20 protein-coding genes are annotated in these 20,859 nt (G+C 72.4%); 12 read left to right on the top strand and 8 right to left on the bottom strand.

Annotated features, from left to right (window positions below):
* Nucleotides 1-14: 14 nt before the first annotated feature.
* Both fabI and fabG read right to left on the bottom strand, forming a co-directional pair.
* The gene (gene fabI / locus O3597_RS06605) at nt 15-782 is read right to left on the bottom strand and encodes an enoyl-ACP reductase FabI (RefSeq protein WP_164448236.1); all 768 of its coding nucleotides are present in this window, start codon (nt 780-782) and stop codon (nt 15-17) included.
* A gap of 26 nt (nt 783-808) precedes the next feature.
* Nucleotides 809-1,513 carry a 3-oxoacyl-ACP reductase FabG gene (gene fabG, locus O3597_RS06600; protein ID WP_164448237.1) on the bottom strand — a complete coding sequence of 235 codons (705 nt, stop codon included), beginning with the start codon at nt 1,511-1,513 and terminating at the stop codon, nt 809-811.
* Between the two features lie 153 nt (nt 1,514-1,666).
* Between fabG and O3597_RS06595 the strand changes: the two genes are divergently transcribed.
* The 5 genes from O3597_RS06595 (at nt 1,667) to O3597_RS06575 (ending at nt 6,220) form a co-directional block, all read left to right on the top strand.
* Nucleotides 1,667-2,953 carry a histidine kinase gene (locus O3597_RS06595; RefSeq protein WP_281603523.1) on the top strand — a complete coding sequence of 429 codons (1,287 nt, stop codon included), beginning with the start codon at nt 1,667-1,669 and terminating at the stop codon, nt 2,951-2,953.
* Nucleotides 2,950-3,612, top strand: a complete 663-nt coding sequence (locus tag O3597_RS06590) for a response regulator transcription factor (protein WP_269742475.1) — start codon at nt 2,950-2,952, stop codon at nt 3,610-3,612. Before O3597_RS06595 ends, O3597_RS06590 begins: the two co-directional genes overlap by 4 nt.
* A gap of 97 nt (nt 3,613-3,709) precedes the next feature.
* A complete protein-coding gene (locus O3597_RS06585) occupies nt 3,710-4,639 on the top strand; it encodes an alpha/beta hydrolase (protein WP_281603522.1) in 930 nt (309 codons plus the stop codon).
* The gene (locus tag O3597_RS06580) at nt 4,636-5,760 is read left to right on the top strand and encodes an acyltransferase family protein (RefSeq protein WP_281603521.1); all 1,125 of its coding nucleotides are present in this window, start codon (nt 4,636-4,638) and stop codon (nt 5,758-5,760) included. The genes O3597_RS06585 and O3597_RS06580 overlap by 4 nt, the downstream gene beginning before the upstream one ends.
* A 298-nt stretch (nt 5,761-6,058) precedes the next feature.
* Nucleotides 6,059-6,220 (top strand): hypothetical protein, encoded by a 162-nt coding sequence (locus tag O3597_RS06575; RefSeq protein WP_164447950.1) that lies wholly within the window; start codon nt 6,059-6,061, stop codon nt 6,218-6,220.
* 113 nt (nt 6,221-6,333) lie between these two features.
* Here O3597_RS06575 and O3597_RS06570 read toward each other — a convergent pair whose 3' ends face one another.
* The 3 genes from O3597_RS06570 to O3597_RS06560 are packed head-to-tail and all read right to left on the bottom strand — an operon-like array spanning nt 6,334 to nt 9,379.
* The gene (locus tag O3597_RS06570; RefSeq protein WP_164448242.1) at nt 6,334-7,284 is read right to left on the bottom strand and encodes a VWA domain-containing protein; all 951 of its coding nucleotides are present in this window, start codon (nt 7,282-7,284) and stop codon (nt 6,334-6,336) included.
* On the bottom strand, nt 7,281-8,294 hold the full coding sequence (locus O3597_RS06565; RefSeq protein WP_281603520.1) for a DUF58 domain-containing protein: 1,014 nt from the start codon (nt 8,292-8,294) through the stop codon (nt 7,281-7,283). The genes O3597_RS06570 and O3597_RS06565 overlap by 4 nt, the downstream gene beginning before the upstream one ends.
* Nucleotides 8,273-9,379, bottom strand: coding sequence for a MoxR family ATPase (locus O3597_RS06560; RefSeq protein ID WP_164448243.1), 1,107 nt, complete (start codon nt 9,377-9,379; stop codon nt 8,273-8,275). Before O3597_RS06560 ends, O3597_RS06565 begins: the two co-directional genes overlap by 22 nt.
* Before the next feature lie 236 nt (nt 9,380-9,615).
* Between O3597_RS06560 and O3597_RS06555 the strand changes: the two genes are divergently transcribed.
* The 3 genes from O3597_RS06555 (at nt 9,616) to O3597_RS06545 (ending at nt 12,091) form a co-directional block, all read left to right on the top strand.
* Entirely contained in the window at nt 9,616-9,888 is a 273-nt protein-coding gene (locus tag O3597_RS06555) for a hypothetical protein (RefSeq protein ID WP_164448244.1), read from the top strand.
* Nucleotides 9,889-9,983: 95 nt separating this feature from the next.
* A complete protein-coding gene (locus tag O3597_RS06550; RefSeq protein WP_164448245.1) occupies nt 9,984-10,514 on the top strand; it encodes a PH domain-containing protein in 531 nt (176 codons plus the stop codon).
* A gap of 245 nt (nt 10,515-10,759) precedes the next feature.
* Nucleotides 10,760-12,091, top strand: coding sequence for a PH domain-containing protein (locus O3597_RS06545; protein ID WP_281604492.1), 1,332 nt, complete (start codon nt 10,760-10,762; stop codon nt 12,089-12,091).
* Nucleotides 12,092-12,113: 22 nt separating this feature from the next.
* Here the strand turns inward: O3597_RS06545 and O3597_RS06540 are convergent, their stop codons facing one another.
* Nucleotides 12,114-13,136, bottom strand: coding sequence for a phosphatase PAP2 family protein (locus O3597_RS06540; protein WP_164448246.1), 1,023 nt, complete (start codon nt 13,134-13,136; stop codon nt 12,114-12,116).
* Between the two features lie 109 nt (nt 13,137-13,245).
* On the opposite strand from O3597_RS06540, the gene O3597_RS06535 reads away from it, so the two are divergent.
* The gene (locus O3597_RS06535; RefSeq protein ID WP_164448247.1) at nt 13,246-13,650 is read left to right on the top strand and encodes a hotdog domain-containing protein; all 405 of its coding nucleotides are present in this window, start codon (nt 13,246-13,248) and stop codon (nt 13,648-13,650) included.
* The gene (locus O3597_RS06530) at nt 13,647-14,483 is read left to right on the top strand and encodes an MBL fold metallo-hydrolase (RefSeq protein ID WP_164448248.1); all 837 of its coding nucleotides are present in this window, start codon (nt 13,647-13,649) and stop codon (nt 14,481-14,483) included. The genes O3597_RS06535 and O3597_RS06530 overlap by 4 nt, the downstream gene beginning before the upstream one ends.
* Before the next feature lie 37 nt (nt 14,484-14,520).
* Here O3597_RS06530 and O3597_RS06525 read toward each other — a convergent pair whose 3' ends face one another.
* On the bottom strand, nt 14,521-15,456 hold the full coding sequence (locus tag O3597_RS06525) for a PfkB family carbohydrate kinase (RefSeq protein WP_281603519.1): 936 nt from the start codon (nt 15,454-15,456) through the stop codon (nt 14,521-14,523).
* Nucleotides 15,457-15,854: 398 nt separating this feature from the next.
* Between O3597_RS06525 and O3597_RS06520 the strand changes: the two genes are divergently transcribed.
* Nucleotides 15,855-16,964, top strand: coding sequence for a lytic polysaccharide monooxygenase (locus tag O3597_RS06520; protein ID WP_164448249.1), 1,110 nt, complete (start codon nt 15,855-15,857; stop codon nt 16,962-16,964).
* Nucleotides 16,965-17,025: 61 nt separating this feature from the next.
* On the opposite strand, the gene asnB is transcribed toward O3597_RS06520, so the two are convergent.
* Complete coding sequence (gene asnB / locus O3597_RS06515) at nt 17,026-18,987, bottom strand: asparagine synthase (glutamine-hydrolyzing) (RefSeq protein ID WP_164448250.1); 1,962 nt, start codon at nt 18,985-18,987, stop codon at nt 17,026-17,028.
* A gap of 134 nt (nt 18,988-19,121) precedes the next feature.
* Between asnB and O3597_RS06510 the strand changes: the two genes are divergently transcribed.
* Nucleotides 19,122-20,603, top strand: coding sequence for an aminopeptidase P family protein (locus tag O3597_RS06510; protein WP_281603518.1), 1,482 nt, complete (start codon nt 19,122-19,124; stop codon nt 20,601-20,603).
* Nucleotides 20,604-20,859: the final 256 nt, after the last annotated feature.

Genomic DNA, 20,859 nt, shown 5'->3' with positions numbered 1-20,859 from the left:
CTGGATCGCCGGCGTCAGGCGCCGACCGCGTGGTAGCCGCCGTCGACGTGCACGATCTCGCCGGTGGTCGCAGGGAACCAGTCCGACAGCAGGGCGAGACAGGCCCGGGCGGCCGGTTCCTGGTCGGTCAGGTCCCAGCCCAGCGGGGCACGCCCGGCCCAGGCGTCCTCGAACTGCTCGAAGCCGGGGATGGACTTGGCGGCCATGGTGCGCAGCGGACCGGCGGCCACCAGATTGCTGCGGATGCCCTGCTTGCCCAGGTGCAGCGCGAGGTAGCGGGAGGCCGCCTCCAGCCCGGCCTTGGCCACGCCCATCCAGTCGTACACCGGCCAGGCCTGGCTGGCGTCGAAGGTCAGACCGACCACCGAGCCACCCGGCGACATCAGCGGCAGCGCCGCGACGGCCAGGGACTTGTAGGAGTACGTCGAGACGTGCAGCGCCGTCGACACATCCGCCCAGGAGGCGTCGAGGAACCCGCCGCCGAGGCAGCTCTGTGGGGCGAACCCGATCGAGTGGACCAGCCCGTCGAGCCCGTCGACGTGCTCGCGGACCTTGTCGGCCAGGCCGGCGAGGTGCTCGGGGTCGGTCACGTCCAGCTCGATCACGGGTGCCGGCTCGGGCAGCCGCTTGGCGATCCGCTCCACGAGTGACAGTCGGCCGTAGCCGGTGAGCACGACCTGGGCGCCGTTCTCCTGAGCGAGCTTGGCCACCGAGAAGGCGATCGAGGCGTCGGTGATGACGCCGGTGACGAGCAGCCGCTTACCGGCCAACAGTCCGGACATTTTGCTCATTCCTCCGTGCTCGGGATTCAGTGGCCCATGCCCAGGCCACCGTCGACCGGGACGACCGCGCCGGAGACGTACCCGGCGCTGTCCCCCGCCAGCCAGGTGACCACCGCCGCCACCTCGTCCGGAGTGGCCATCCGGCCCGCCGGGATCGACTTGAGGATCTCGGCCTTGCGCTGGTCGGTCAGCCCGGCGGTCATGTCGGTCTCGATGAAGCCCGGCGCGACCACGTTGGCGGTGATGTTGCGGCCGCCAAGCTCCCGGGTGATCGAGCGGGCCACCCCGACCAGACCGGCCTTGCTGGCCGCGTAGTTGACCTGGCCGGCGCCGCCGGAGAGGCCGACCACCGAGGAGACGAAGATCATGCGCCCCCACCGGGCCCGCAGCATCTTCCCGGAGGCCCGCTTGGCGCAGCGGTACGCGCCGGTCAGGTTGGTGTCCAGCACCCGGGTGAACTGCTCCTCCGACATGCGCAGCAGCAGCGTGTCGTCGGTGATGCCCGCGTTGGCGACCAGCACCTCCACCGGCCCCAGCTCCGCCTCGACCGCCGCGAAGGCCGCGTCGACGGACTCACCGTCGGTGATGTCGCACCGCACGCCGAACAACCCCTCCGGCGCCCCGCTGCCCCGGTGGGTGATCGCCACTCGGTCGCCCTGCTTGGCGAATGCCTGGGCGATGGCCAGACCGATCCCCCGGTTGCCCCCGGTAACCAGCACAGTTCGCGACACGGTGCGTCCCCTCCCAAAGATCGCTGCGGCTTGGAGACTAGGCGTTACCGCACGGTAATCACTAACCCGCCGCACGTCATACCCGGGTACCACGTGGCGGATCACTCCGTGGTCGCACGACGGGGGCCGCCAATCGAACTACCCTGCCGGGATATGGACCGCAGTACCGTCGGTGCCGCCCTGGCGGGGCTGCGCCGAACCGTGGCGGGGCCGGACTATCCGGCGAGGCGCCGACCACTGGACCGGTTGCGACACCGGCCCCGCACCGTCGCCGTCCTGCGCACGCTCGGGCTGCTGGCGCTGCTCGGGCTGGTCCTGATCACCGCGCAGTTCCTGCTGGACACCCGGCGCCTGCCCGTCGCCACCGCGTGGGTCATCGCGCTGCTCACCGTCGCACCGCTGCCCCTGCTGCCCACCCGACCACTGCTGGCCTGGCGGATCATGTTCATCGGGCAGCTGTTCGGCACCTTCAACCGACGCACGACGGACGACGCCGTGGTGCTCGGCCCCGCCACGTACGAGTTCTGGCCGTGGAGCCCGACGCAGCTCCTGGTCATCATCGTCGTGCTGGTCACCGTGGCCGCCCGGGTCGACCGGGCCGTGCTCGCCTGGACGGGACTGTTCAGCCTGACCCCGGTCTGGATGTTCGTGCCGCCGGGCAACCAGGTGGCCGTCACCCTGCTGTTCGTGGTGCTGCTCATCGTCGGCGACCTGCTGCGGCACAACCTGCTCACCCGACGGGCCCTGGCCGAGCAGGCCGAGGTGAGCGAGTTGGAGAAGGCCCGGCGGGCGGTGCTGGAGGAACGCACCCGCATCGCACGGGAGATGCACGACGTGGTCGCGCACCACATGTCACTGATCGCCGTCCAGGCCGAGACCGCGCCGTACCGACTCGCTGTGTCCGAGCCGGCCCGCGCCGAGTTCAACTCCATCGCCGAGGCCGCCCGGGCGGCGCTCACCGACATGCGGCGGCTGCTGCGGGTCCTGCGCAGCGAGACGGAGGACCCCCGGACCGCCCCGCAGCCGACGCTGGCTGAACTACCGGCGCTGGTGGCAGCCGCACGGCGGGCCGGCATGACCGTGGAACTGGACAACGACGTCACCACCGAGCCACCGGCACCGGTCGGCCTGGCCGCGTACCGGATCGTGCAGGAGGGACTGGCCAACGCGGCCCGCCACGCGGCCGGCGCCGAGGTGCGCGTCACGCTCCGCGATCGCCCCGGCGTCCTGGCGGTACGCGTCCAGAACGCCGCCGGCGGAACCCCGGCCGACCCCGACGCACGCGGCGGCGGGCAGGGACTGACCGGCATGCGGGAGCGGGTCCTCGCCCTCGGCGGCAGCTTCACCGCCTGTCCCACCGCCGACGACGGCTACGCGATCGACGCACTCCTGCCGGCCGACCCGCCACCATCCGACGAGCCGGAGGACGAAACATCATGATCCGGGTGCTGATCGCCGACGACCAGGCGATGGTCCGGCAGGGCTTCGGTGCCCTGCTGGCCGCCCAGCCGGACCTGCTGGTGGTCGGCGACGCCGCCGACGGCGCCCAGGCGGTCGCCCAGGCCCGCCGACTCGACCCGGACGTGGTGCTGATGGACGTGCGGATGCCGGTGCTCGACGGGCTCGCCGCGACCCGCAAACTGCTCGGCGACAGGCCGACCGACCGGCCCCGCGTGCTCATCCTCACCACCTTCGACCTGGACGACTACGTCTACGAGGCGCTGCGCGCCGGCGCCAGTGGCTTCCTGCTCAAGGATGCCCCCGCCGCCGACCTGATCCACGCGGTACGCGTCGTCGCCGGCGGTGACGCGCTGCTCGCCCCGACCGTCACCCGCCGTTTGATCGCCGAATTCGCGGCCCGACCTCATCGGCAGCGGCCCCGACCCACCGCCCTCGCCGCGCTCACCCCGCGCGAGACCGAGGTGCTGCGGCTGATCGCCCAGGGACGGTCCAACGGCGAGATCGCCGCGGAACTGGTCGTCGCGGAGCAGACCGTCAAGACCCACGTCGGCCGGATCCTGGCCAAACTCCAGTTACGCGACCGGGCCCAGGCCGTCGTGCTCGCCTACGAGACCGGTCTGGTCGCCGCCGGGGAGTAGCTCCACGGTGGTAGCCGCGAACGGCTCCCCGGGGTGACGACCGGCACCACACCGCCGACACATCCTGCCCTTCACGACCGGGTGGAGGGAGCACGTGATGGTGGGCAGCAGACTGTTCCGGCTGGGCCTCGCGGCGATGCTGGCGACCGGACTGGTACGGCCTTCGACGGTGCCGCTCGACCACGCGCCGGCCGGCTTCGTCGAGGCGTACCCGTCGACCACCGCCGCGCTGGACGCCGCCGGCGCGCCGTACAGCCACTGGGCCGCGCAGGGCCGGCAGTTCCTGGCCTTCGACCCGCGCGGCGACGGCCGGGCCGTCGAGGTCCTCGGTGATCTGGCCACCGCCGATCGGATCGCGGTGCTGGTGCCCGGCGTCGGCACCCGGCTGGCCGACTTCGATCGAGGGCTGGGCGGCGTCCCCCAGCGCGCCCCGGCCCGGCAGGCCCGCGACCTGCGTGCCGCGTTGCACGCCGTCGATCCGCACGCCCGGGTGGCCGTGCTGGCCTGGCTCGGCTACGACCCGCCCGACGGTCTCTTCACGGCAGCCACCCCGGCCGTCGCCCGTCGCGGTGCCGACCAGCTCGGCCACCACCTGCGCACACTGGCCGGGCGGCTACCGGCCAGCCGCATCACCCTGGTCGGTCACAGCTACGGCGCGCTGGTCGTCGGGCTGGCCGCCATGGACGCCCCGCCGCAGGTCACCGACGTGGTCACCCTCGGCGGTGTGGGCGTCGGCGCGGAACACGCCGATCGTCTCGGCCCGGTCCGCGTCTGGGCTGCCGAGGCGCCGGACGACTGGATCCGGCGCGTGCCGCGACTGCGCCTGCCCGAGTTGGGACACGGGGCCCGGCCGGCCGACGCCGCCTTCCGTGCGCGGCCGCTGCCGGCCGCCTCGACCGGCCACGACGGATACCTGCTGCCCGGCGGGCCAACCCTCGCGGCAGTCGCCGAAGTGGTGCTGTTTGGTGCGATCGGCACGGGCCACGTCCGACCGGACGTCACGGTCAGCGCGGGACCGGTCCGATGAGCGGCCGGCACATCGCCCATTGGCCGGTTCGGGATCCGCTCGTCGACGGGCTGCGCGCCTTCGCCGTCGCCGCGGTGGTGCTCGGTCACTGGTTGGTCACCGGCCTGGTGCTCGACGAGGAAGGCGCGTTGAACCTGGCCAGCCCGCTGACCGCGATGCCGGCCCTGGCCCCGGCCAGCTGGGTGTTGCAGACTCTCGGGCTGTTCTTCTTCGCCGCCGGTCACGCCTCCGCCCGTTCGGCGGACCGGCATCCCGGAGTCGGTTGGGTGCGACACCGGCTGCGCCGGCTGCTGCTGCCGGCGGTCGCCCTGCTCGGCACCGGGTCGGCCGTACTGCTGGCCGCCGCCGTCGCCGGCGTCGCCGACGACACCCTGTCGGTGGCACTGACCCTGGCGATCAGTCCACTGTGGTTCCTGGCACCCCTGTTGGCCCTGGTGGTGCTCACCGGCCCGCTGCGAGCCGCCGTACGCCGCTGGGGCACCCCGCGCTGCGCGGTCACCGCAGCGGCCGTGGTGGCTGGCGCCGACCTGGCCGTGCGGCCGCTCCCCGCCGGCGTCTGGCTGCCACCGGTGACGGTGCTGGCCGCCTGGGCCGTGCCGTATCTGCTGGGACTGGCCCACGCCGACGGCCGGCTGAGCCGACGGCGCGACGCCCGCTGGCTGGCCTACACGGGGGCGGTCGGACTGGCCGCCGTACTCGCCCTCGGCTATCCGGCAAGCGCGGTCGGGGTCCCCGGCGAGGGCCGATCCAATCTCGATCCGCCATCGTTGCTCGTGGTGGCGCTCGCGGTGACCCAGACAGGTCTCGGCCTGTTGGCCCGGCCGACGCTGGTACGACTGCTGTCCCGGCCGTTGCCACGCAGGCTGACCGGCGAGATCAACCGGCATGCGGTACGCGTTTACCTCTGGCACCAGCCGGTGCTGGTCGCGGTGGTGGTGCTCGCCGCGCACGGCGGGACCGCGCTGCCGGGGCTGCACACCGTGCCGGACGATCCGCGATGGCTGCTGGCCCGGATCGGTTGGCTGCCGGTGCTCACCGCCGTGCTGGTGCTGCTCGTCCGGCGTGGCGGGCCCCGGCTGGCGACGGCACCCGTCGGCGGCGGGTCCGTCGTCGACCGATGAACGGGCGCGGTCCGTCGGCCGGTCGGCCGAGTGCGCCGGGCGTGCCCGCCGGGTGTACGATGATCGACGTTTGCGGGTCGCTCGGCGGCCCGCGTCGCCCCGGAACTCGACCGCAGGAGGTGATCGCTGTGCGAGATAGCGATCCTCCCAGTCGTGGCCGGGCCGACCGCCAGCCACGCTGAGCTCCGCTCCGCCTGAGCTGGCCCGCTCCCCCGCGTGCCGTCCCACCGCCCGGCGACCCTGTCGCGGCGGCCGATCGGACGGCTACCGCCGGAAAGCACCCCGGTCACGACTTCCCGTGTGCGCGTCCCGATCCACCCCTCTCGCGGTCCCCCGCCCTGCCCGGGCCGCCAGTCGCCACGTCGGAGCTGTCATGAGCCGCTACGTCGCCCCGCTGGGCTTCACCCTCGCCGCCGTCTGGGTGGCCGTCCTCTTCTTCCTGGCCAGCGCCACCCACTGACCGCGCCGTCCCACCTCACCCCCACCCGTGCTCCGTTGATCATGAGGTCAGCGGCGTTCTTGATCTTCAAAAGTGCCGCTAACCTCATGATCAACCGAGGGTCCCGGCGGTGGTCAGATCATGCGGGAGGACCAGAGGAGGCTGAATGCGCCGGCGCAGAGGGCCAGCAGCAGGGCTATGCCGGCGTACCACTGGGTGATCTCGCGGGGTTCGGTGCGGAAGCCGATCGAGCTGCCCATGTCCTGGTAGACCTGCTTGAGTTCGTTGACCGTCGCCGCCTCGTAGAAGAAGCCCTCGGTGGTCTCGGCCAACTCGGCCAGGGCGAGCCGGTCCACCGGCACCCGCTGCAACTGACCACCGATGTCGACGTGGCCGGAATCGGTGCCGAAGGCGATCGTGGAGACCGGCACGTTCGCCGCCTGAGCCGCGGCGGCCGCCTCCTCCACCGACCGTCCGGCCGTCCGGAAACCGTCGGAGAGCAGCACGATCCGGGCCGGCGGGATGCCGGCCGCCCCGTCGGCCGGCACCGACCGGATCGCCTCCAGGCAGGTGAAGACCGCCTCGCCGGTGGCCGTCGCCTCGGCCAGCACCAGGCCCTCGATGGCACTGGTCACCGCCGGGCGGTCCTTGGTCGGCGGCACCAGCACGTTCGCCGACTTGGCGAACGAGACCAACCCCAGGTTGTACGTCTCCGGCAGCTCCGCCACGAACTGCATTGCCGCCTCCTGGGCCGCCTCCAGCCGGTTCGGCGGCACGTCGTCGGCCTGCATGGACAGCGACACGTCGATGGCCAGCATGATGGTGGCCCGTTCCAACGGCTCCCGGGTGTCGACCGCGGGCCGGGCCAGCGCACCGGCCAGCACCAGCAGGGCCAGCAGGAACGCGGTGGCCGGCACGTGCCGGCGCCAGCCGAGACCCTTCGGCGCCACGGTACGCAGCAGGTCCACGTTGGTGAACCGCAGCGCGTAGTCGCGCCGGCGCAGCTGCCGCCAGACGTAGAGCGCGGCGAGGGCGAGCACCGGCAGCACGGCCAGCAGCCACCACGGTTGCAGCAGTCGAATCATCGTGTCGTCCCCCGGGTGCGGGCGTGCCGCTGGGCGGCCACGAAGCGCACCATGTCCAGCAGCCAGTCTCGGTCGGTACGCAGTCGCAGGTGGGCGGCGCCGGCGGCGCGCAGGGCGGCGGAGATCTCCGCCCGCTGGGCCGCGGCGGCTGCCGCGTAACGATGCCGCAGGCTCGGGTCGGCGGTCTGCACCTCGTGCAGTTCACCGGTCTCCGGGTCGACCACCGGGAGCACCCCGACGTCGGGCAGTTCCAGCTCCCGCGGGTCGACCACCTCGATGGCGAGCAGATCCTGTCGTACCCGCAGCTTGCGCAGCGGGCGCGCCCACTGGGCCGGCGGGGCGAGGAAGTCGGAGATGACCACGGCGACACCGCGCCGCCGGGGTGGCCGGTTGAGCATGTCGATGAGCGCGCCGAGGTCACCGCGGCCGGGCCGGATCTCGGTGCCGGCGATGGCCCGCAGCATGCCCTGGGCCTCCTTGCGGCCGGACCGGGCCGGCAACCGGACCAGTCGCCCCGGGCCGGCCGGGGGTGCCTGCCGCCGGCCACGGCGGGGCACCGGCACGTCGCCGCCGCTGCCAACGACCGCACCGATCCGGTTGCCGCCCCGCACGGTCAGGTGCGTGATCGCCGCGGCCGCCGCGATCACCACGTCCCGCTTGAGCCACCGGCCGGTGCCGAAGTCCAGGCTCGCCGACAGGTCCACCGCCAGCCACGTCTCCAGCTCACGGTCGGCCACGGTACGCCGCACGTGCGGGGTGGTGGTCCGGGCGGTCACCGGCCAGTCCATCCGGCGCACGTCGTCGCCGGGACGGTACTCGCGCGACTCACCCGCCTCGCTGCCCGGCCCGGGCAGCAGGCCCGCGTAGTCACCCTGAAGAAGTCCGTCGAGTTTGCGGGTCACCAGCAGTTGCAGCCGGGACAACACGGCACCGGAACGGTCGCTGGCCGCCGTGCGGTCGGGCTCACCGGGTCGAGGGGTGGTGGAGGTCACGGCCGCTGCCCGGGCCACCCTGAGGTAGGTGCCACCGCCCCGGCGGGCGGGGTGGCCTGCTGCCGGGGTGCCACCGACGGCAGCGGGATGGTCGACATCACCCGGTGCACCACGTGGTCGGCCGGCACGTCGTCGGCGAGCGCGTCATAGCTGAGCACCAGCCGGTGCCGCAGGATGTCCGGTGCGATGTCCTGCACGTCTTGCGGCAGGGCGTAGTCACGGCCGCGGAGCAGGGCCAGCGCCCGGGTCGCCCGGACCAGCCCGAGCGAGGCCCGGGGGCTGGCACCGTACTGGATCAGTTGCGCCACGTCGGGCATGCCGTGTTCCGCCGGCGTACGGGTGGCGAGTACCAGCCGGACCGCGTAGTCGACCAGGGCGTTGTGCACGAACACCTGGTCGGCCTTGTGCTGGAGGGCGACCAGATCGTCGGTGTCGAACACCGGGGTGGGCTCGGGTGCCGCGACACCCATCCGGTAGACGATCTCCCGCTCCTCGGCGTCGGTCGGGTACCCCACAATGATCTTCATCAGGAAGCGGTCCCGCTGCGCCTCCGGCAGCGGGTACACCCCTTCCTGTTCGATCGGGTTCTGCGTCGCCATCACCAGGAACGGGTTCGGCACCCGGTGGCTCTCGCCACCGATCGACACCTGCCGCTCGCTCATCACCTCCAGCAGCGCGGACTGCACCTTCGCCGGCGCCCGGTTGATCTCGTCGGCGAGCAGGAAGTTGACGAAGACCGGGCCCAGTTCGACGTCGAACTTCTCGCTGGACTGCCGGTAGATCCTGGTGCCCATGATGTCGGCCGGCACCAGATCCGGGGTGAACTGCACCCGGGCGAACGATCCGCCGACCACCTTGGCGAGGGTCTCCACCGCGAGGGTCTTGGCCACCCCCGGTACGCCTTCCAGCAGACAGTGGCCCCGGGCGAGCAACGCGACGAACATCCGCTCGACCATCCGGTCCTGCCCGACGATCACGCGCTTGATCTCGAACAGCGCCCGCTCCAGCAGGGTGGCGTCCTGCGCCGGGGTGGTCGGCGGCGCGGGCGCCTGCGGTTGGGCCCCGTTCGGCGGCGGGGCGTCGGGCGTGGTCGGCTGGGCCACTGGTCCTCCACAGCGTGATCGGTCGTCGCGGCGTGTGCGGTACCAAGCCTCGCATGCCCGACTGAGTGCCGACTGGGGGAGCGACCGATTTCCGCCACGCCGTTCCGGGACGGAAAAATCGCCGATCGCCAGTGGACAAAAGCCGTCCCGGCGTGTGTACCATTCATCCGTCGCCGGGCGGCTTCCCCCGTGGCCGCCCGGCGCTCAATCTTCCCCGCCGTCCTAGACTGAGCGGGATGACCCACCCCGACAGCCCCGCCGAGGCGCTGCCCTGTTCGGCCCGTGGGTGTCGCACCCCGGCCCGATGGGCACTGCGCTGGAACAATCCCCGCCTGCACCGGCCCGAGCGGCGCAAGACCTGGCTCGCCTGTGACACGCACCGGCCCTCGCTCGGCGACTTCCTCAACGCACGAGGCTTTCTGCGTGAGGTCGCCCCGATGGGGGAATCGCCTACGCTCGACGAGTGGACGCGTACAACGAAAGGCTGGCCCCGTGAGCGCGAGGAGTGAGCTTGCGAGCCCCGCAGTCGCGAACGAAAGGCTGGCCCCGTGAGCGCGAGGAGTGAGCTTGCGAGCCCCGCAGCCGCGAACGAAAGGCTGACCCGGTGAGCGATGACGCGCCTGAGGTTCCGCCGTCGGCCGCGCCGGCCAGCCCGCTGGAACCGTGGCCGGACACCGTGCGGTGGCGGTCGATATCGACCGACCTGATCTGGGTGGAGCTGCTGCGCCTGGCGGCCGGTGTGGCCGTCGTCGCGGCGGTGCTCGGGGTCGGCTGGGCGCTCACCGGTTCCTGGCCGTTCGGGTTGGCGCTCGGTGCGGTCGTGCTGTTCGCTCTCTGGCGGGTGGTGACCATCGTGCGGGCGGTACGCGCCTGGGGCTACGCCGAACGTGAGGACGACCTGCTGGTCCGGCACGGCCTGCTGGTGCGCCGGCTGTCCATCGTCCCGTACTCACGGATGCAGTTCGTCGACGTCAGCGCCGGACCGCTGGAGCGGGCCTTCGACCTGGCGACCGTCCAGTTGCACACCGCGGCCGCTGCCAGCGACGCCCGGGTGCCGGGGTTGCGTCCGGCGGAGGCGTCCCGGCTGCGGGACCGCCTGACCACGCTCGGCGAGGACCGGGCGGAAGGACTGTGAGCGGCTCGGCCGCTCCGGGTCCGGACCGGACCCCGCCCGGCGCGGACGAGCGGGATCACGTCGGGGAGACGGTGAGCGGCCAGGCTTCCGGTCGGCCCGCCGAACGGGCCGTACCGGCGGTGCCCGCCGAAGCACCACCGTCCGACCACGCCGTGCCGGCGGCACCCGAGGCATCACCACCGGGCGAGCGCCCGCAGCCGGGCCCGTACCAGGTGGCGGGGCCATCGACGCCGGTCGGCGGGTGGATCGGTCCACCGTCGCCGGATCCATCGGCCCGGCAGCGGCTGCATCCGCTGAGCCCCGTGCTGCACGGCGCCAAGTCACTGGTCGTGGTCATCGCCGGGCTGTCCTGGTCGACCCTGTCGCGGGTGGGGCTCGGCTGGTTCGCCGCGATGGTGATCGTGCTCGCGCTCGGCGCGAGCGTGCTGGCGGTGGTCAGCTGGTACAACACCGGCTACCAGGTGGTTGGCCGGGAGCTGCGCATCCACGAGGGGTTGCTCTGGCGCCGCAGCCGGGCGATCCCGCTGGAACGGCTCCAGGCCGTCGAGGTGGTCCGGCCGTTGCTCGCCCAGCTCACCGGGCTGGCCGAGCTGCGCCTGGAGGTGGTCGGCGGCGGCAAGACCGAGGCGCCGCTGGCGTACCTGAGCCTCGCCGAGGCCGCGGCGTTGCGGCAGCGGCTGCTGACCCTGGCCGGTCACTCCTCCGGCACGGTGCCGGCAGCCCAGGCGCAGCCGGTGCCGGCCGGCGCCGAGCCGCCCGCGCAGCCCGGGCGACCGTTGCACGCGGTGAGCAACCGGGATCTGCTGATCAGTCAGCTGCTGACCCCGCAGGCGTTCCTGCTGCCGTTCGGGGTGGCCTTCGTGGCGACGCAGTTCCTGTCCGAGGGGTCCTGGTCCTTCATCGCGGTGGCGAGCACGCTCACCGCGATGGCCGGTGTCCTGCTGCAACCCGTCCGCCGGGTGCTCGACGACTGGCGGTTCCAGTTGGCCCGCGACGACGACCGGCTGCGCATCCGCAACGGCCTGCTGGAGACCAGGTCGCAGACCGTACCGTTGCACCGGGTGCAGACCGTGCGGGTGACCTGGCCACTGCTCTGGCGGATGAAGGGCTGGCTGCGGCTGCGGCTTGAGGTGGCCGGTTACGCGGCCGGCGAGGCCGACGAGCGCAACCGGCCGGACCGGCTGCTGCCCGTCGGTGACCAGCCGACGGGCGAGATGATCGTCGCCGAAGTGCTGCCCGGGGTGGCGCTGGCGTCGCTGCCGTTGCGGCCCCCACCGGCCCGAGCCCGCTGGGTGAACCCGCTGAGTCGCCAGGTGCTCGGTGCCGGCCTGACCGAGCAGGTCTTCGCGGTCCGCTCGGGCCTGCTCACCCGTCAACTGACGGTCGTGCCGTACGCCCGGTTGCAGAGCGTACGGGTGGTGCAGGGGCCGGTGCAGCGGCTGCTCGGGTTGGCCACCGTGCACGCCGACACCGCCGGCGGAGCCGGCGCGGCGGCGGTGGACCGGGACCTCACCGACGCCTGGGCGTTGGCGGCGGAGCTGACCGCCCGGGGTCAGGCCGCCCGACGCGCGGGCTGACCTGACTGTCCCGTCGGCGGGGTCAGCGGGGGGTGGGAAGGGCGGACGGCGCCACGGGTACGGGTTCGGCGGAGGTGTCGGGCGGGGTGCGGCGGGCCTTCCGGCGGGCCCACCAGCGTTCGGCCCAGCCGACCGCCAGGAAGGTCATGGCGACGTACGCCCAGCCGACCAGCACGTCGATCACGTAGTGCTCACCGCTGTAGACCAGGGTGAAGGTCATCGCCAGCGGGTAGGCCAGCAGCAGCGGCCACCAGCGACGCCGGACGTTACGCAGGAAGAACACCACCACGAACAGGGCGAAGGCGGTGTGCAGCGACGGCATCGCGGCCACCGGGTTGGAGGCCAGCTGCCCGGCGTTGAGCAGGTTGCCCGCCCCGTGCATGCCGAACGCCTTCCAGCCTCGGGTGGAGATCCGGGCGACCTCCTCGATCAGCCCGTTCTGGGCTGCCCACCACGGCGGGGCGGCCGGGTAGAGGAAGTAGGTGATCAGGCCGGTGGCGCAGAGGAAGAACCAGCGGCGCATGAACGCCGCCCACCGGCTGCGCTCGCGCAGCCAGAGCACCGCGGCGGCGGCCAGCGCCGCCACGAAATGGGAGAAGTACACCCAGCTGACCAGGACGTCCCACCAGCGGACCTCCGGCTGGTACAGGTGCTGCTGCAACCAGACGGTCGGCACCTGGCCGTCCATGGCCCAGCCGAACATCAGGCGGTCGGCCAGGATCAGTTCGTAGGCGTGCGGCACGGTGCCGTCGTGGTAGGCGAACCCACGGGAGAGGTTGTAGGCCACCAGCAGCAGGACCACCGGCACCCAGTCCCGGGCGAACTGCAGGTGGCTGCGCCACGGTCGGCTGGAGTACCAGGCGATGGTGCCGGCCCAGATCCAGAAGAACGCGTACACCGGGTCGGTGGGCAGGCCGATGACGAGCCAGCCCGCCACGAAGACGACGGCCCAGACCGACATCGCGATCACACGGCGGCGTCCGCCGTCGCGGGGGGCGGGCGGCTCGGTCGAGGCTGGGGGCTTGGGGTCGGTCTCGGCAGACATCGCGGACAAGGTTAGCGGCGACCTGCGCCGGACCGGACGCAGGAGCACCTGCGTGGCGCATCTGCCCGGCCGCGTGGCCCGAGCTCCGCCGACCACCTACGCTGTGGCCATGCGGGAGCTGACGGAGGAAACCCTGGCCCCGGGTCTGACCGGCCGGGTCGAGTTGACCGTCACCGAGGCCGACACCGCCCAGGCGGTCGGTTCCGGTGACGTCCCGGTGCTCGGCACGCCACGGGTGCTCGCCCTGGCCGAGGCGGCGACCGTGGCCGCGACCGCCCGCCACCTGCCGAGTGGCTCGACCACCGTGGGCACCCGAGTGGAGCTGGAGCACCTGGCCGCGACACCGGTCGGCCGCACGGTCGTGGCACAGGCCCGGCTGACCGAGGTCGACCGACGCCGGCTGGTGTTCGAGATCACCGTCACCGAGGGCGGGCAGACCGTCGCCGAGGGGCGGGTGGAGCGGGCCCTGGTCGACCGGCACCGGTTCCTGGACCGAGCCGGCGGGGCCGCATGACGACGACCGGCCGCTTCGTCGAGGTCGCCGACCGGGTACTGGTGCTCCGCGAGCCGGTGCTCGCGGTGAACGTCACGCTGGTGCTGGGCGACGGCGCGGCGCTGCTGGTCGACACCCTCTCCACCGCCGGGCAGGCGGCCGAACTGGCCGCCGCCGTACGGGCGGTCACCACCGACCCGCTGACGCTCGTCAACACCCACCATCACTTCGACCACTGCTTCGGCAACGCCACGATCGCCGGTGACCCGCCTCGCCCGGTGTGGGCGCACGAACTGGCCGCCGTGGCGATCCGCGACGAGGCGGACCGGCTGCGCCGGGAGGCGTACGCGGAGTTGCACGCCGGGCATCCGGAACTCGCGGCCGAACTGGCCGACACGGCGTTGCTGGCCCCCACCCACACCGTCCGCACCGAAGCGGTCCTCGACGTCGGCGGCCGACAGGTGGTGCTGCGCCACCCCGGGCGCGGGCACACCGACGCCGACCTCGTCGTGCGGGTGCCCGACGCCGACCTGCTGGTGGCAGGTGATCTTGTCGAGCAGGCCGGTCCCCCGGCGTTCGAGGACTCGTACCCGTTGCAGTGGCCCGACGCGCTGGCCGAGCTGGCGCGGTCGATCTCACCGGCGACGGTGGTCGTGCCCGGGCACGGCGAGCCGGTCGACGCGGAGTTCGTCCGGGCCCAGCATGCCCAGCTGGTGGAGCTGGCCTGGCTGATCCGGGCCGGGCACACCGGCGGCGCACCACCGGAGCGGGTGGCCGCCGACGCCCCGTTCCCGGCCCGCCACGCACTGGCCGCCGCCCGGCGCGGTTACGCCGAGCTCGACGGCACCGCCTGACCGGGGCCGCTGTCGGCGACGGCGGGCCGGTTCGTCGTCACTCGCCGAAGCGCTGGCGCACCTCGTCGCGGGTGGGCATGGCGACCGCGCCACCGGGACGTTCGCAGACCAGGCCGGCGACCCGCAGGGCGTACCCGACCCGCTCGTGCCAGCCGGACGGCTCGACCGGCTCGCCGCCGGTCAGCAGGTCGGCGACGAGGGCGGCCATCACCGAGTCACCTCCGCCGGTGGCGTCGACGGCGTCGACCTTCGGGGCGGGTACGCGTACCGGATCGGCATCGGCGGCGGCGACCACCGCGCCGGCCGCGCCGAGGGTGACCACCACGGTGGCCGCGCCCAGTTCACGCAGGTAGACCGCCACCGACTCGACCGGCTCACCTGGATAGAGCAGTTCCGCGTCGGCGGCGCTGAGCTTGACCAGGTGCGCCCCGGCGGCGAACTCGGCGACCACCTCGCGCAGCCCGGCCAGCGCCTGCGGGCCGGCCAGCAGCCGGGGGCGGACGTTCGGATCGAACACCCGCAGCCCGGGGGCTGCCGCCCAGGCCCGGCGGGCGGCCGCCAGGGTCGTCGGCGCCAGCAGCACGATCGAGCCGCAGTAGAGCACGTCGGCGCCCTCGACAAGCGCGACGTCGAGTTCGTCGGGACCGAGCAGCGCGTACGAGGGCGGCTCGCCGTAGAAGCGGAAGTCCGGCTCCGCGCCGGAGAAGGTGGCCACGGCCAGCGTGGTCGGCACCGCGGCGGTCACCGCCCCGGCCAGCCCCACCTGCTCGACGGTGAGGAAGTCACGGATCCGACCGGCGAGCACGTCGTCGCCGAGCGACCCGACGAACTGCACCGCGCCACCGAGCCGGGCGACACCGACCGCGACGTTCAGCGGTCCTCCACCGATCGCCTGTCGGTATACCGGCGCGCCGTCGCACTCGCTGTCCAGCAGGTCGACGAGCGCCTCGCCGAGCACGACCGCGTATCCCATCGTCAGGTCCTTCCGTCTGCCGTACGTGATGCCCAGGCTGGCACAGCGGATGTGTGCCGGGCGTGGAAGCCACCGTATTGGCGCGACCTGGGTGTCCCGCGGCGGGTCCGGTTCCACGTATCGAGGAGCGACTATTGCGCCGAGCGGTCCGGCGTGGTGGGATGGTGGTGCCGGGTGGCGCGGGGGCTGCGCGTCCACCGGCGCCGGGCTTCATATCGCGCGAGGGCATTCACGCGTCGACACTCCGCTGGCGGCAGCGTGCCGGCTGGGCCATCCGTCCCCATCCGCACGGTCGCCACGTAGTCGCATTTCGCCCGCAGCGGGGCGGCACCATATCCGCCACCCGCTCGTTCGGCGGGGCGCACCCACGCAATGCGCTCCGCGAGTCAGGAGAACCCGTGCACCGTCCACGCTTGGCCGCGCTGCTAACCGCGGCTTTCACTCTTCTCGCGGGTGCGGTCGTCGTGACCGCCAGCCCCGAACCGGCCGCCGCGCACGGCGCGGCGATGACGCCGGGTGCCCGCACCTTCCTGTGCTGGCGCGACGGCCTCACCCAGACCGGTGAGATCAGGCCGAACAACCCGGCCTGCGCCGCCGCCGTCGCGCAGAGCGGGACGAACTCGCTCTACAACTGGTTCAGCGTGCTGCGTTCGGACGCCGGCGGTCGGACCACCGGCTTCATCCCGGACGGCCAGCTGTGCAGCGGCGGGGCCACCGGCTTCCGTGGCTTCGACCTGGCCCGCAACGACTGGCCGCTGACGCACCTGACCGCCGGCCGGTCGATCGAGTTCAAGTACAGCAACTGGGCCCACCACCCGGGTACGTTCTACTTCTACGTGACCCGCGACAGCTGGAGCCCGACCCGGGCGCTGGCCTGGAGCGACCTGGAGGCCCAGCCGTTCCTGACGGTGACCAACCCGCCGCAGCGCGGTGCGGTCGGCACCAACGACGGCCACTACTACTTCACCGGGAACCTGCCGTCGAACAAGAGCGGCCGGCACATCATCTACTCCCGGTGGGTGCGCTCGGACAGCCAGGAGAACTTCTTCGGCTGCTCCGACGTGGTCTTCGACGGTGGCAACGGTGAGGTGACCGGTATCGGTGGCAACAACCCGCCGCCGAACCCGACTACCCCGCCGCCGAACCCCACCACTCCGCCGCCGAACCCCACCACCCCGCCGCCGAACCCGACCACCCCGCCGCCGGGCCCCGGTGGCTGCACCGCCACGGTCAAGGTGACCAGCAGCTGGTCCGGTGGGTTCCAGGGTGAGGTGGAGATCCGCAACACCGGCACCTCCGCGCTGAGCGGTTGGACCGCCAACTGGAGCTGGCCCGGTGGTCAGCAGATCAGCCAGGTCTGGAACGCCACCCAGACCACGTCCGGATCGTCGGTGACGGCCCGAAACGTGTCGTACAACGGCACCGTGGCGGCCAACGGCAGTACGAGCTTCGGCTTCCTCGCCAGCGGCAGTGGCGCAACGCCGACGGCGACCTGCTCCAGCAGCTGACCGTCAGCAGCACGAAAGGGGGCCCCTCGCGGGGCCCCCTTTCCGCTTGTCTGCTCGTCGGTCAGCGCACCATGGAGCCGACGACGGGCTTGGTCAGCAGGGCCGACTGGTTGCGTTGGATACCCGGGTCGAGGGTCTTCGCGACGAAGATCGCGTGCCAGATGCAGAAGATCAGCACCGTCCACACCTTGCGGGAGTGGTCGAACTCCTCCCGCTTGTGCTCCTCCAGCAGGCGCAACGCGTACGACAGGTCGAGCAGCTCACCGGCGCCGGAGGTGGACAGCACGTGCCGGGCCCACTCGTACATCTCGCCGCGCAGCCAGACCCGGGTCGGGGTCGGGAAGCCCAGCTTCTTGCGGTTGACGATGGCCGGCGGCACGACACCCTGCAACGCCTGCCGCATGGCGTACTTGGTGGCGTCGGAACGCGGCGGCAGCTTCAGCTCCACCGGGATCTTCGCCGCCACCTCGAACACCGCCCGGTCGAGGAAGGGCACCCGCACCTCGAGTGAGTGCGCCATGGAGATCCGGTCCGCCTTGACCAGGATGTCGCCGCGCAGCCAGGTGTAGAGGTCGACGTACTGCATCTTGGTCACGTCGTCCAGCTCGGTGCACTCGGCGTAGATCGGCGCGGTCACGTCGGTGTAGCGCACCGACGGGTCGTAGCGGCGCAGCAGGTGCTGCTTCTCCTCCTCGGTGAACATCCGGGCATTGCCGTAGTAGCGCTGTTCGATCGGCGTGGTGCCGCGCTCCAGGAAGCTCTTGCCCTTGACCCCCTGCGGGATCGCCTTGGAGACCGCCCGCAGGCCCTTCTGCACCCCGTCGGGCAGCCCGTTGACGCCGCTCAACGACAGCGGCTCCCGGTAGATCGTGTAGCCGCCGAAGAACTCGTCGGCGCCCTCGCCGGAGAGCACCACGGTGACGTGCTCGGCGGCCTTCTTCGCGACGAAGTAGAGCGGCACCAGCGCCGGGTCGGCGACCGGGTCGTCCAGATGCCAGACGATCTTCGGCAACGCCTCGATCATGTCCTGTGGCCCGATCTTGGTCGGGATGGTGGTCACGTCGAGGTGGCGGGCCGAGTCCTGGGCGACGTCGATCTCGGAGTAGCCCGGCACGTCGTAGCCGACGGTGAAGGTGAGGATGTTCGGGTTGAACTCCCGCGCCAGGGCGACCACCGCGGTCGAGTCGATCCCGCTGGACAGGAACGAGCCGACCGGCACGTCGGAGCGCATGTGCATGCGTACGCTCTCGCGCAGCGTCTCGCGGATCTCGTGGTAGAGCTTCTGCTCGTCGGAGACCGGCGCCGGCCGGAAGACCGGCCGGTACCAGCGCCGCACGTCGATCCGGCCGCCCGGGGTCCAGGTGAGGTACTCCCCCGAGCCGATCCGGCTGATCCCCCGGTGCAGGGTGCCGGGCTCGGGCACGTACTGCAGGGTGAGGTAGTGGCTGAGGTTGGCCGGGTCGACCCCGGCGTCCCCGGCGTACGCCGACTGGGCGAAGGGCAGCAGGGCCTTCTTCTCCGAGGCGAGGTAGAGCCCGTCGGCGGTCTCCAGGTAGTGCAGCGGCTTGATGCCGTAGTAGTCGCGGGCACCGAACGCGCGACGCTCCTGCCGGTCCCAGATGACGAAGGCGAACATGCCCCGCAGCCGGGTGAGCACCTGCTCGCCCCAGTAGTGGTAGCCGGCGACGATGACCTCGCCGTCGCCGTTGGTGGCGAACCGGGCGCCGAAGTCGCGGATCAACTCCTCGCGCAACTCGATGTAGTTGTAGATCTCGCCGTTGAAGGTCAGCAGGTAACGCCCGTCGGCGTAGGGCAGCGGCTCGTGGCTGAGCGCGACGTCGATGATCGCCAACCGTTTGTGGGCGAACACCCCGTCCGCGTACCGGCCGGAGGCGTCGCCGACCACCTCGACCCCGGTCTCGTCCGGGCCGCGGTGGTGCAGGCATTCCAACGCCCCGGCGATGTTGTCGCGGTGGGCGGCGGCATCGCCGCGCGCACTGAAGAAAGCCAGGAGTCCGCACATGTCCGCCATCTTTCCACGCGCGTTTGTCGGCCGTCGCGGCACTGCCGGGCCCGCCAGGACGGCCACCGGCGGGTCGGCCCGGGACCGGGTTCGCGGTACCGTCGGGACCAGCAACGAGGCGAAGGGAGCGGGGCATGACCGAGGAACGCACCGACGGCGAGCCGACCGACGGCACCGAGTCGCACGACCCGGACTTCCCACCGGCGTTCCTGTCGTTCATGCGGCAGGGCTGGCGGGACACCACCCTGCCGGTCGGTCCACGGCCGGAGGTGCCGAACTACGCCAAGCGTCGGGCCGCCCTCTCGGCGGCCTTCCCGGGTGAGACGCTCGTGATCCCCACCGGCGGCGAGAAGGTACGCGCCAACGACACCGAGTACCGCTTCCGGCCGGGCAGCGACTTCGCGTACCTGACCGGGGACCACGACCCGGACGGCGTGCTGGTGCTGCGGCCGACCGGCTCCGGCCACGACGCCACGCTGTACATGCGCCCCCGCTCGTCGCGGGAGAACGACGAGTTCTTCCGCAGCCGGCACGGCGAGCTGTGGGTGGGCCGGCGACACACCCTGAGCGAGAAGTCGACCGAGCTGGGTCTGCCCACCGCCGATCTGACCGAGCTGGACGCGGCGCTGGCGGAGCTGGCGCCGGCGCGTACCCGGGTGCTGCGTGGCTTCGACGCCCGGGTGGACGCCGCGGTGCGGGCCTGGGACGGCCCGCGAGAAGAGGGGCAGCCGGCCCGCGACCGTGAGCTGGCGATCGCCGTTTCGGAGCTGAAGCTGGTCAAGGACGAGTGGGAGATCGCCCAGCTCCAGGAGGCGGTCGACGCCACCGTACGCGGCTTCGAGGACGTGGCCCGGGCACTGCCGGCCGACCGAGGCGTCTCCGAGCGGCTGCTGGAGGGCATCTTCGCGCTGCGGGCCCGGCATGACGGCAACGACGTCGGCTACGGCTCGATCGTCGGCGCCGGCGAGCACGCCACGATCCTGCACTGGGTGCACAACCACGGTGCCACCCGTCCGGGCGAGCTGCTGCTGATGGACATGGGCGTGGAGGGCCGCCACCTCTACACCGCGGACGTGACGCGGGTGTTGCCGGTCAACGGGCGGTTCAGCCCGTTGCAGCGCCAGGTCTACGACGTCGTGTACGCCTCGCAGCAGGCCGGGATCGATTTCATCAAGCCGGGCGTGACCTTCAAGGACGTCCACCTGACCTGCATGCGGGTGCTCGCCGAAGGACTGGCCGACCTGGGGCTGCTGCCGGTGAGCGTGGACGAGGCGATGGACGAGAACTCCATGGTCTACCGCCGCTGGACGCTGCACGGCTTCGGGCACATGCTCGGCATCGACGTGCACGACTGCTCGAACGCCCGCAAGGAGATGTACCGCGACGGCACCCTGGGTGAGGGGTACGTGCTCACGGTCGAGCCGGGGCTGTACTTCCAGCCGGAGGACGAGCTGGTGCCGGAGGAGTTGCGTGGCATCGGCATCCGGATCGAGGACGACGTCCTGGTCACCACCTCGGGCGCGGTGAACCTGTCGGCCGGCCTGCCGCGCCGGGCCGACGAGGTGGAGACCTGGCTGGCCGAGCAGCGTGCGGCCGGGCCGCGACTGCCTGGCTGATCGGACGCCCGACTGATCGGGCGAGACGCGTAACCGCGTTGCCCAGGGCTCGTCCGAGCCGTGGCACCGGCTACCGAGGGCGGACCCCCGCCGGAGCGATGCTCCTGGCATGGGGTCCGCCCTCGTCTGTCCTGCGGATCCGGCGTTCGTCCTGGTCAACCGCTTTCAACCAGATCTTGCGGGATGGCCGGGTGATGCCCGATCAGGTGTCAATGCGGGGTTGTTTCGGATTCATCCCTCTCGCGAGGAACATTCT

Origin of the sequence: Verrucosispora sp. WMMA2044, assembly GCF_027497155.1 — a bacterium.
Lineage (GTDB): Bacteria > Actinomycetota > Actinomycetes > Mycobacteriales > Micromonosporaceae > Micromonospora > Micromonospora palythoicola.
Note: the sequence above shows the minus strand (reverse complement) of the source record. Positions and strands in the feature narration are given on the sequence as shown.

Bases quoted from the DNA above. Each gene is read 5' to 3' on its own strand.
- fabI (WP_164448236.1), bottom strand. From the start codon at position 782: ATGTCCGGACTGTTGGCCGGTAAGCGGCTGCTCGTCACCGGCGTCATC.
- O3597_RS06595 (WP_281603523.1), top strand. From the start codon at position 1,667: ATGGACCGCAGTACCGTCGGTGCCGCCCTGGCGGGGCTGCGCCGAACC.
- O3597_RS06590 (WP_269742475.1), top strand. From the start codon at position 2,950: ATGATCCGGGTGCTGATCGCCGACGACCAGGCGATGGTCCGGCAGGGC.
- O3597_RS06585 (WP_281603522.1), top strand. From the start codon at position 3,710: ATGGTGGGCAGCAGACTGTTCCGGCTGGGCCTCGCGGCGATGCTGGCG.
- O3597_RS06580 (WP_281603521.1), top strand. From the start codon at position 4,636: ATGAGCGGCCGGCACATCGCCCATTGGCCGGTTCGGGATCCGCTCGTC.
- O3597_RS06570 (WP_164448242.1), bottom strand. From the start codon at position 7,284: ATGATTCGACTGCTGCAACCGTGGTGGCTGCTGGCCGTGCTGCCGGTG.
- O3597_RS06555 (WP_164448244.1), top strand. From the start codon at position 9,616: ATGACCCACCCCGACAGCCCCGCCGAGGCGCTGCCCTGTTCGGCCCGT.
- O3597_RS06540 (WP_164448246.1), bottom strand. From the start codon at position 13,136: ATGTCTGCCGAGACCGACCCCAAGCCCCCAGCCTCGACCGAGCCGCCC.
- O3597_RS06535 (WP_164448247.1), top strand. From the start codon at position 13,246: ATGCGGGAGCTGACGGAGGAAACCCTGGCCCCGGGTCTGACCGGCCGG.
- O3597_RS06530 (WP_164448248.1), top strand. From the start codon at position 13,647: ATGACGACGACCGGCCGCTTCGTCGAGGTCGCCGACCGGGTACTGGTG.
- O3597_RS06525 (WP_281603519.1), bottom strand. From the start codon at position 15,456: ATGGGATACGCGGTCGTGCTCGGCGAGGCGCTCGTCGACCTGCTGGAC.
- asnB (WP_164448250.1), bottom strand. From the start codon at position 18,987: ATGTGCGGACTCCTGGCTTTCTTCAGTGCGCGCGGCGATGCCGCCGCC.
- O3597_RS06510 (WP_281603518.1), top strand. From the start codon at position 19,122: ATGACCGAGGAACGCACCGACGGCGAGCCGACCGACGGCACCGAGTCG.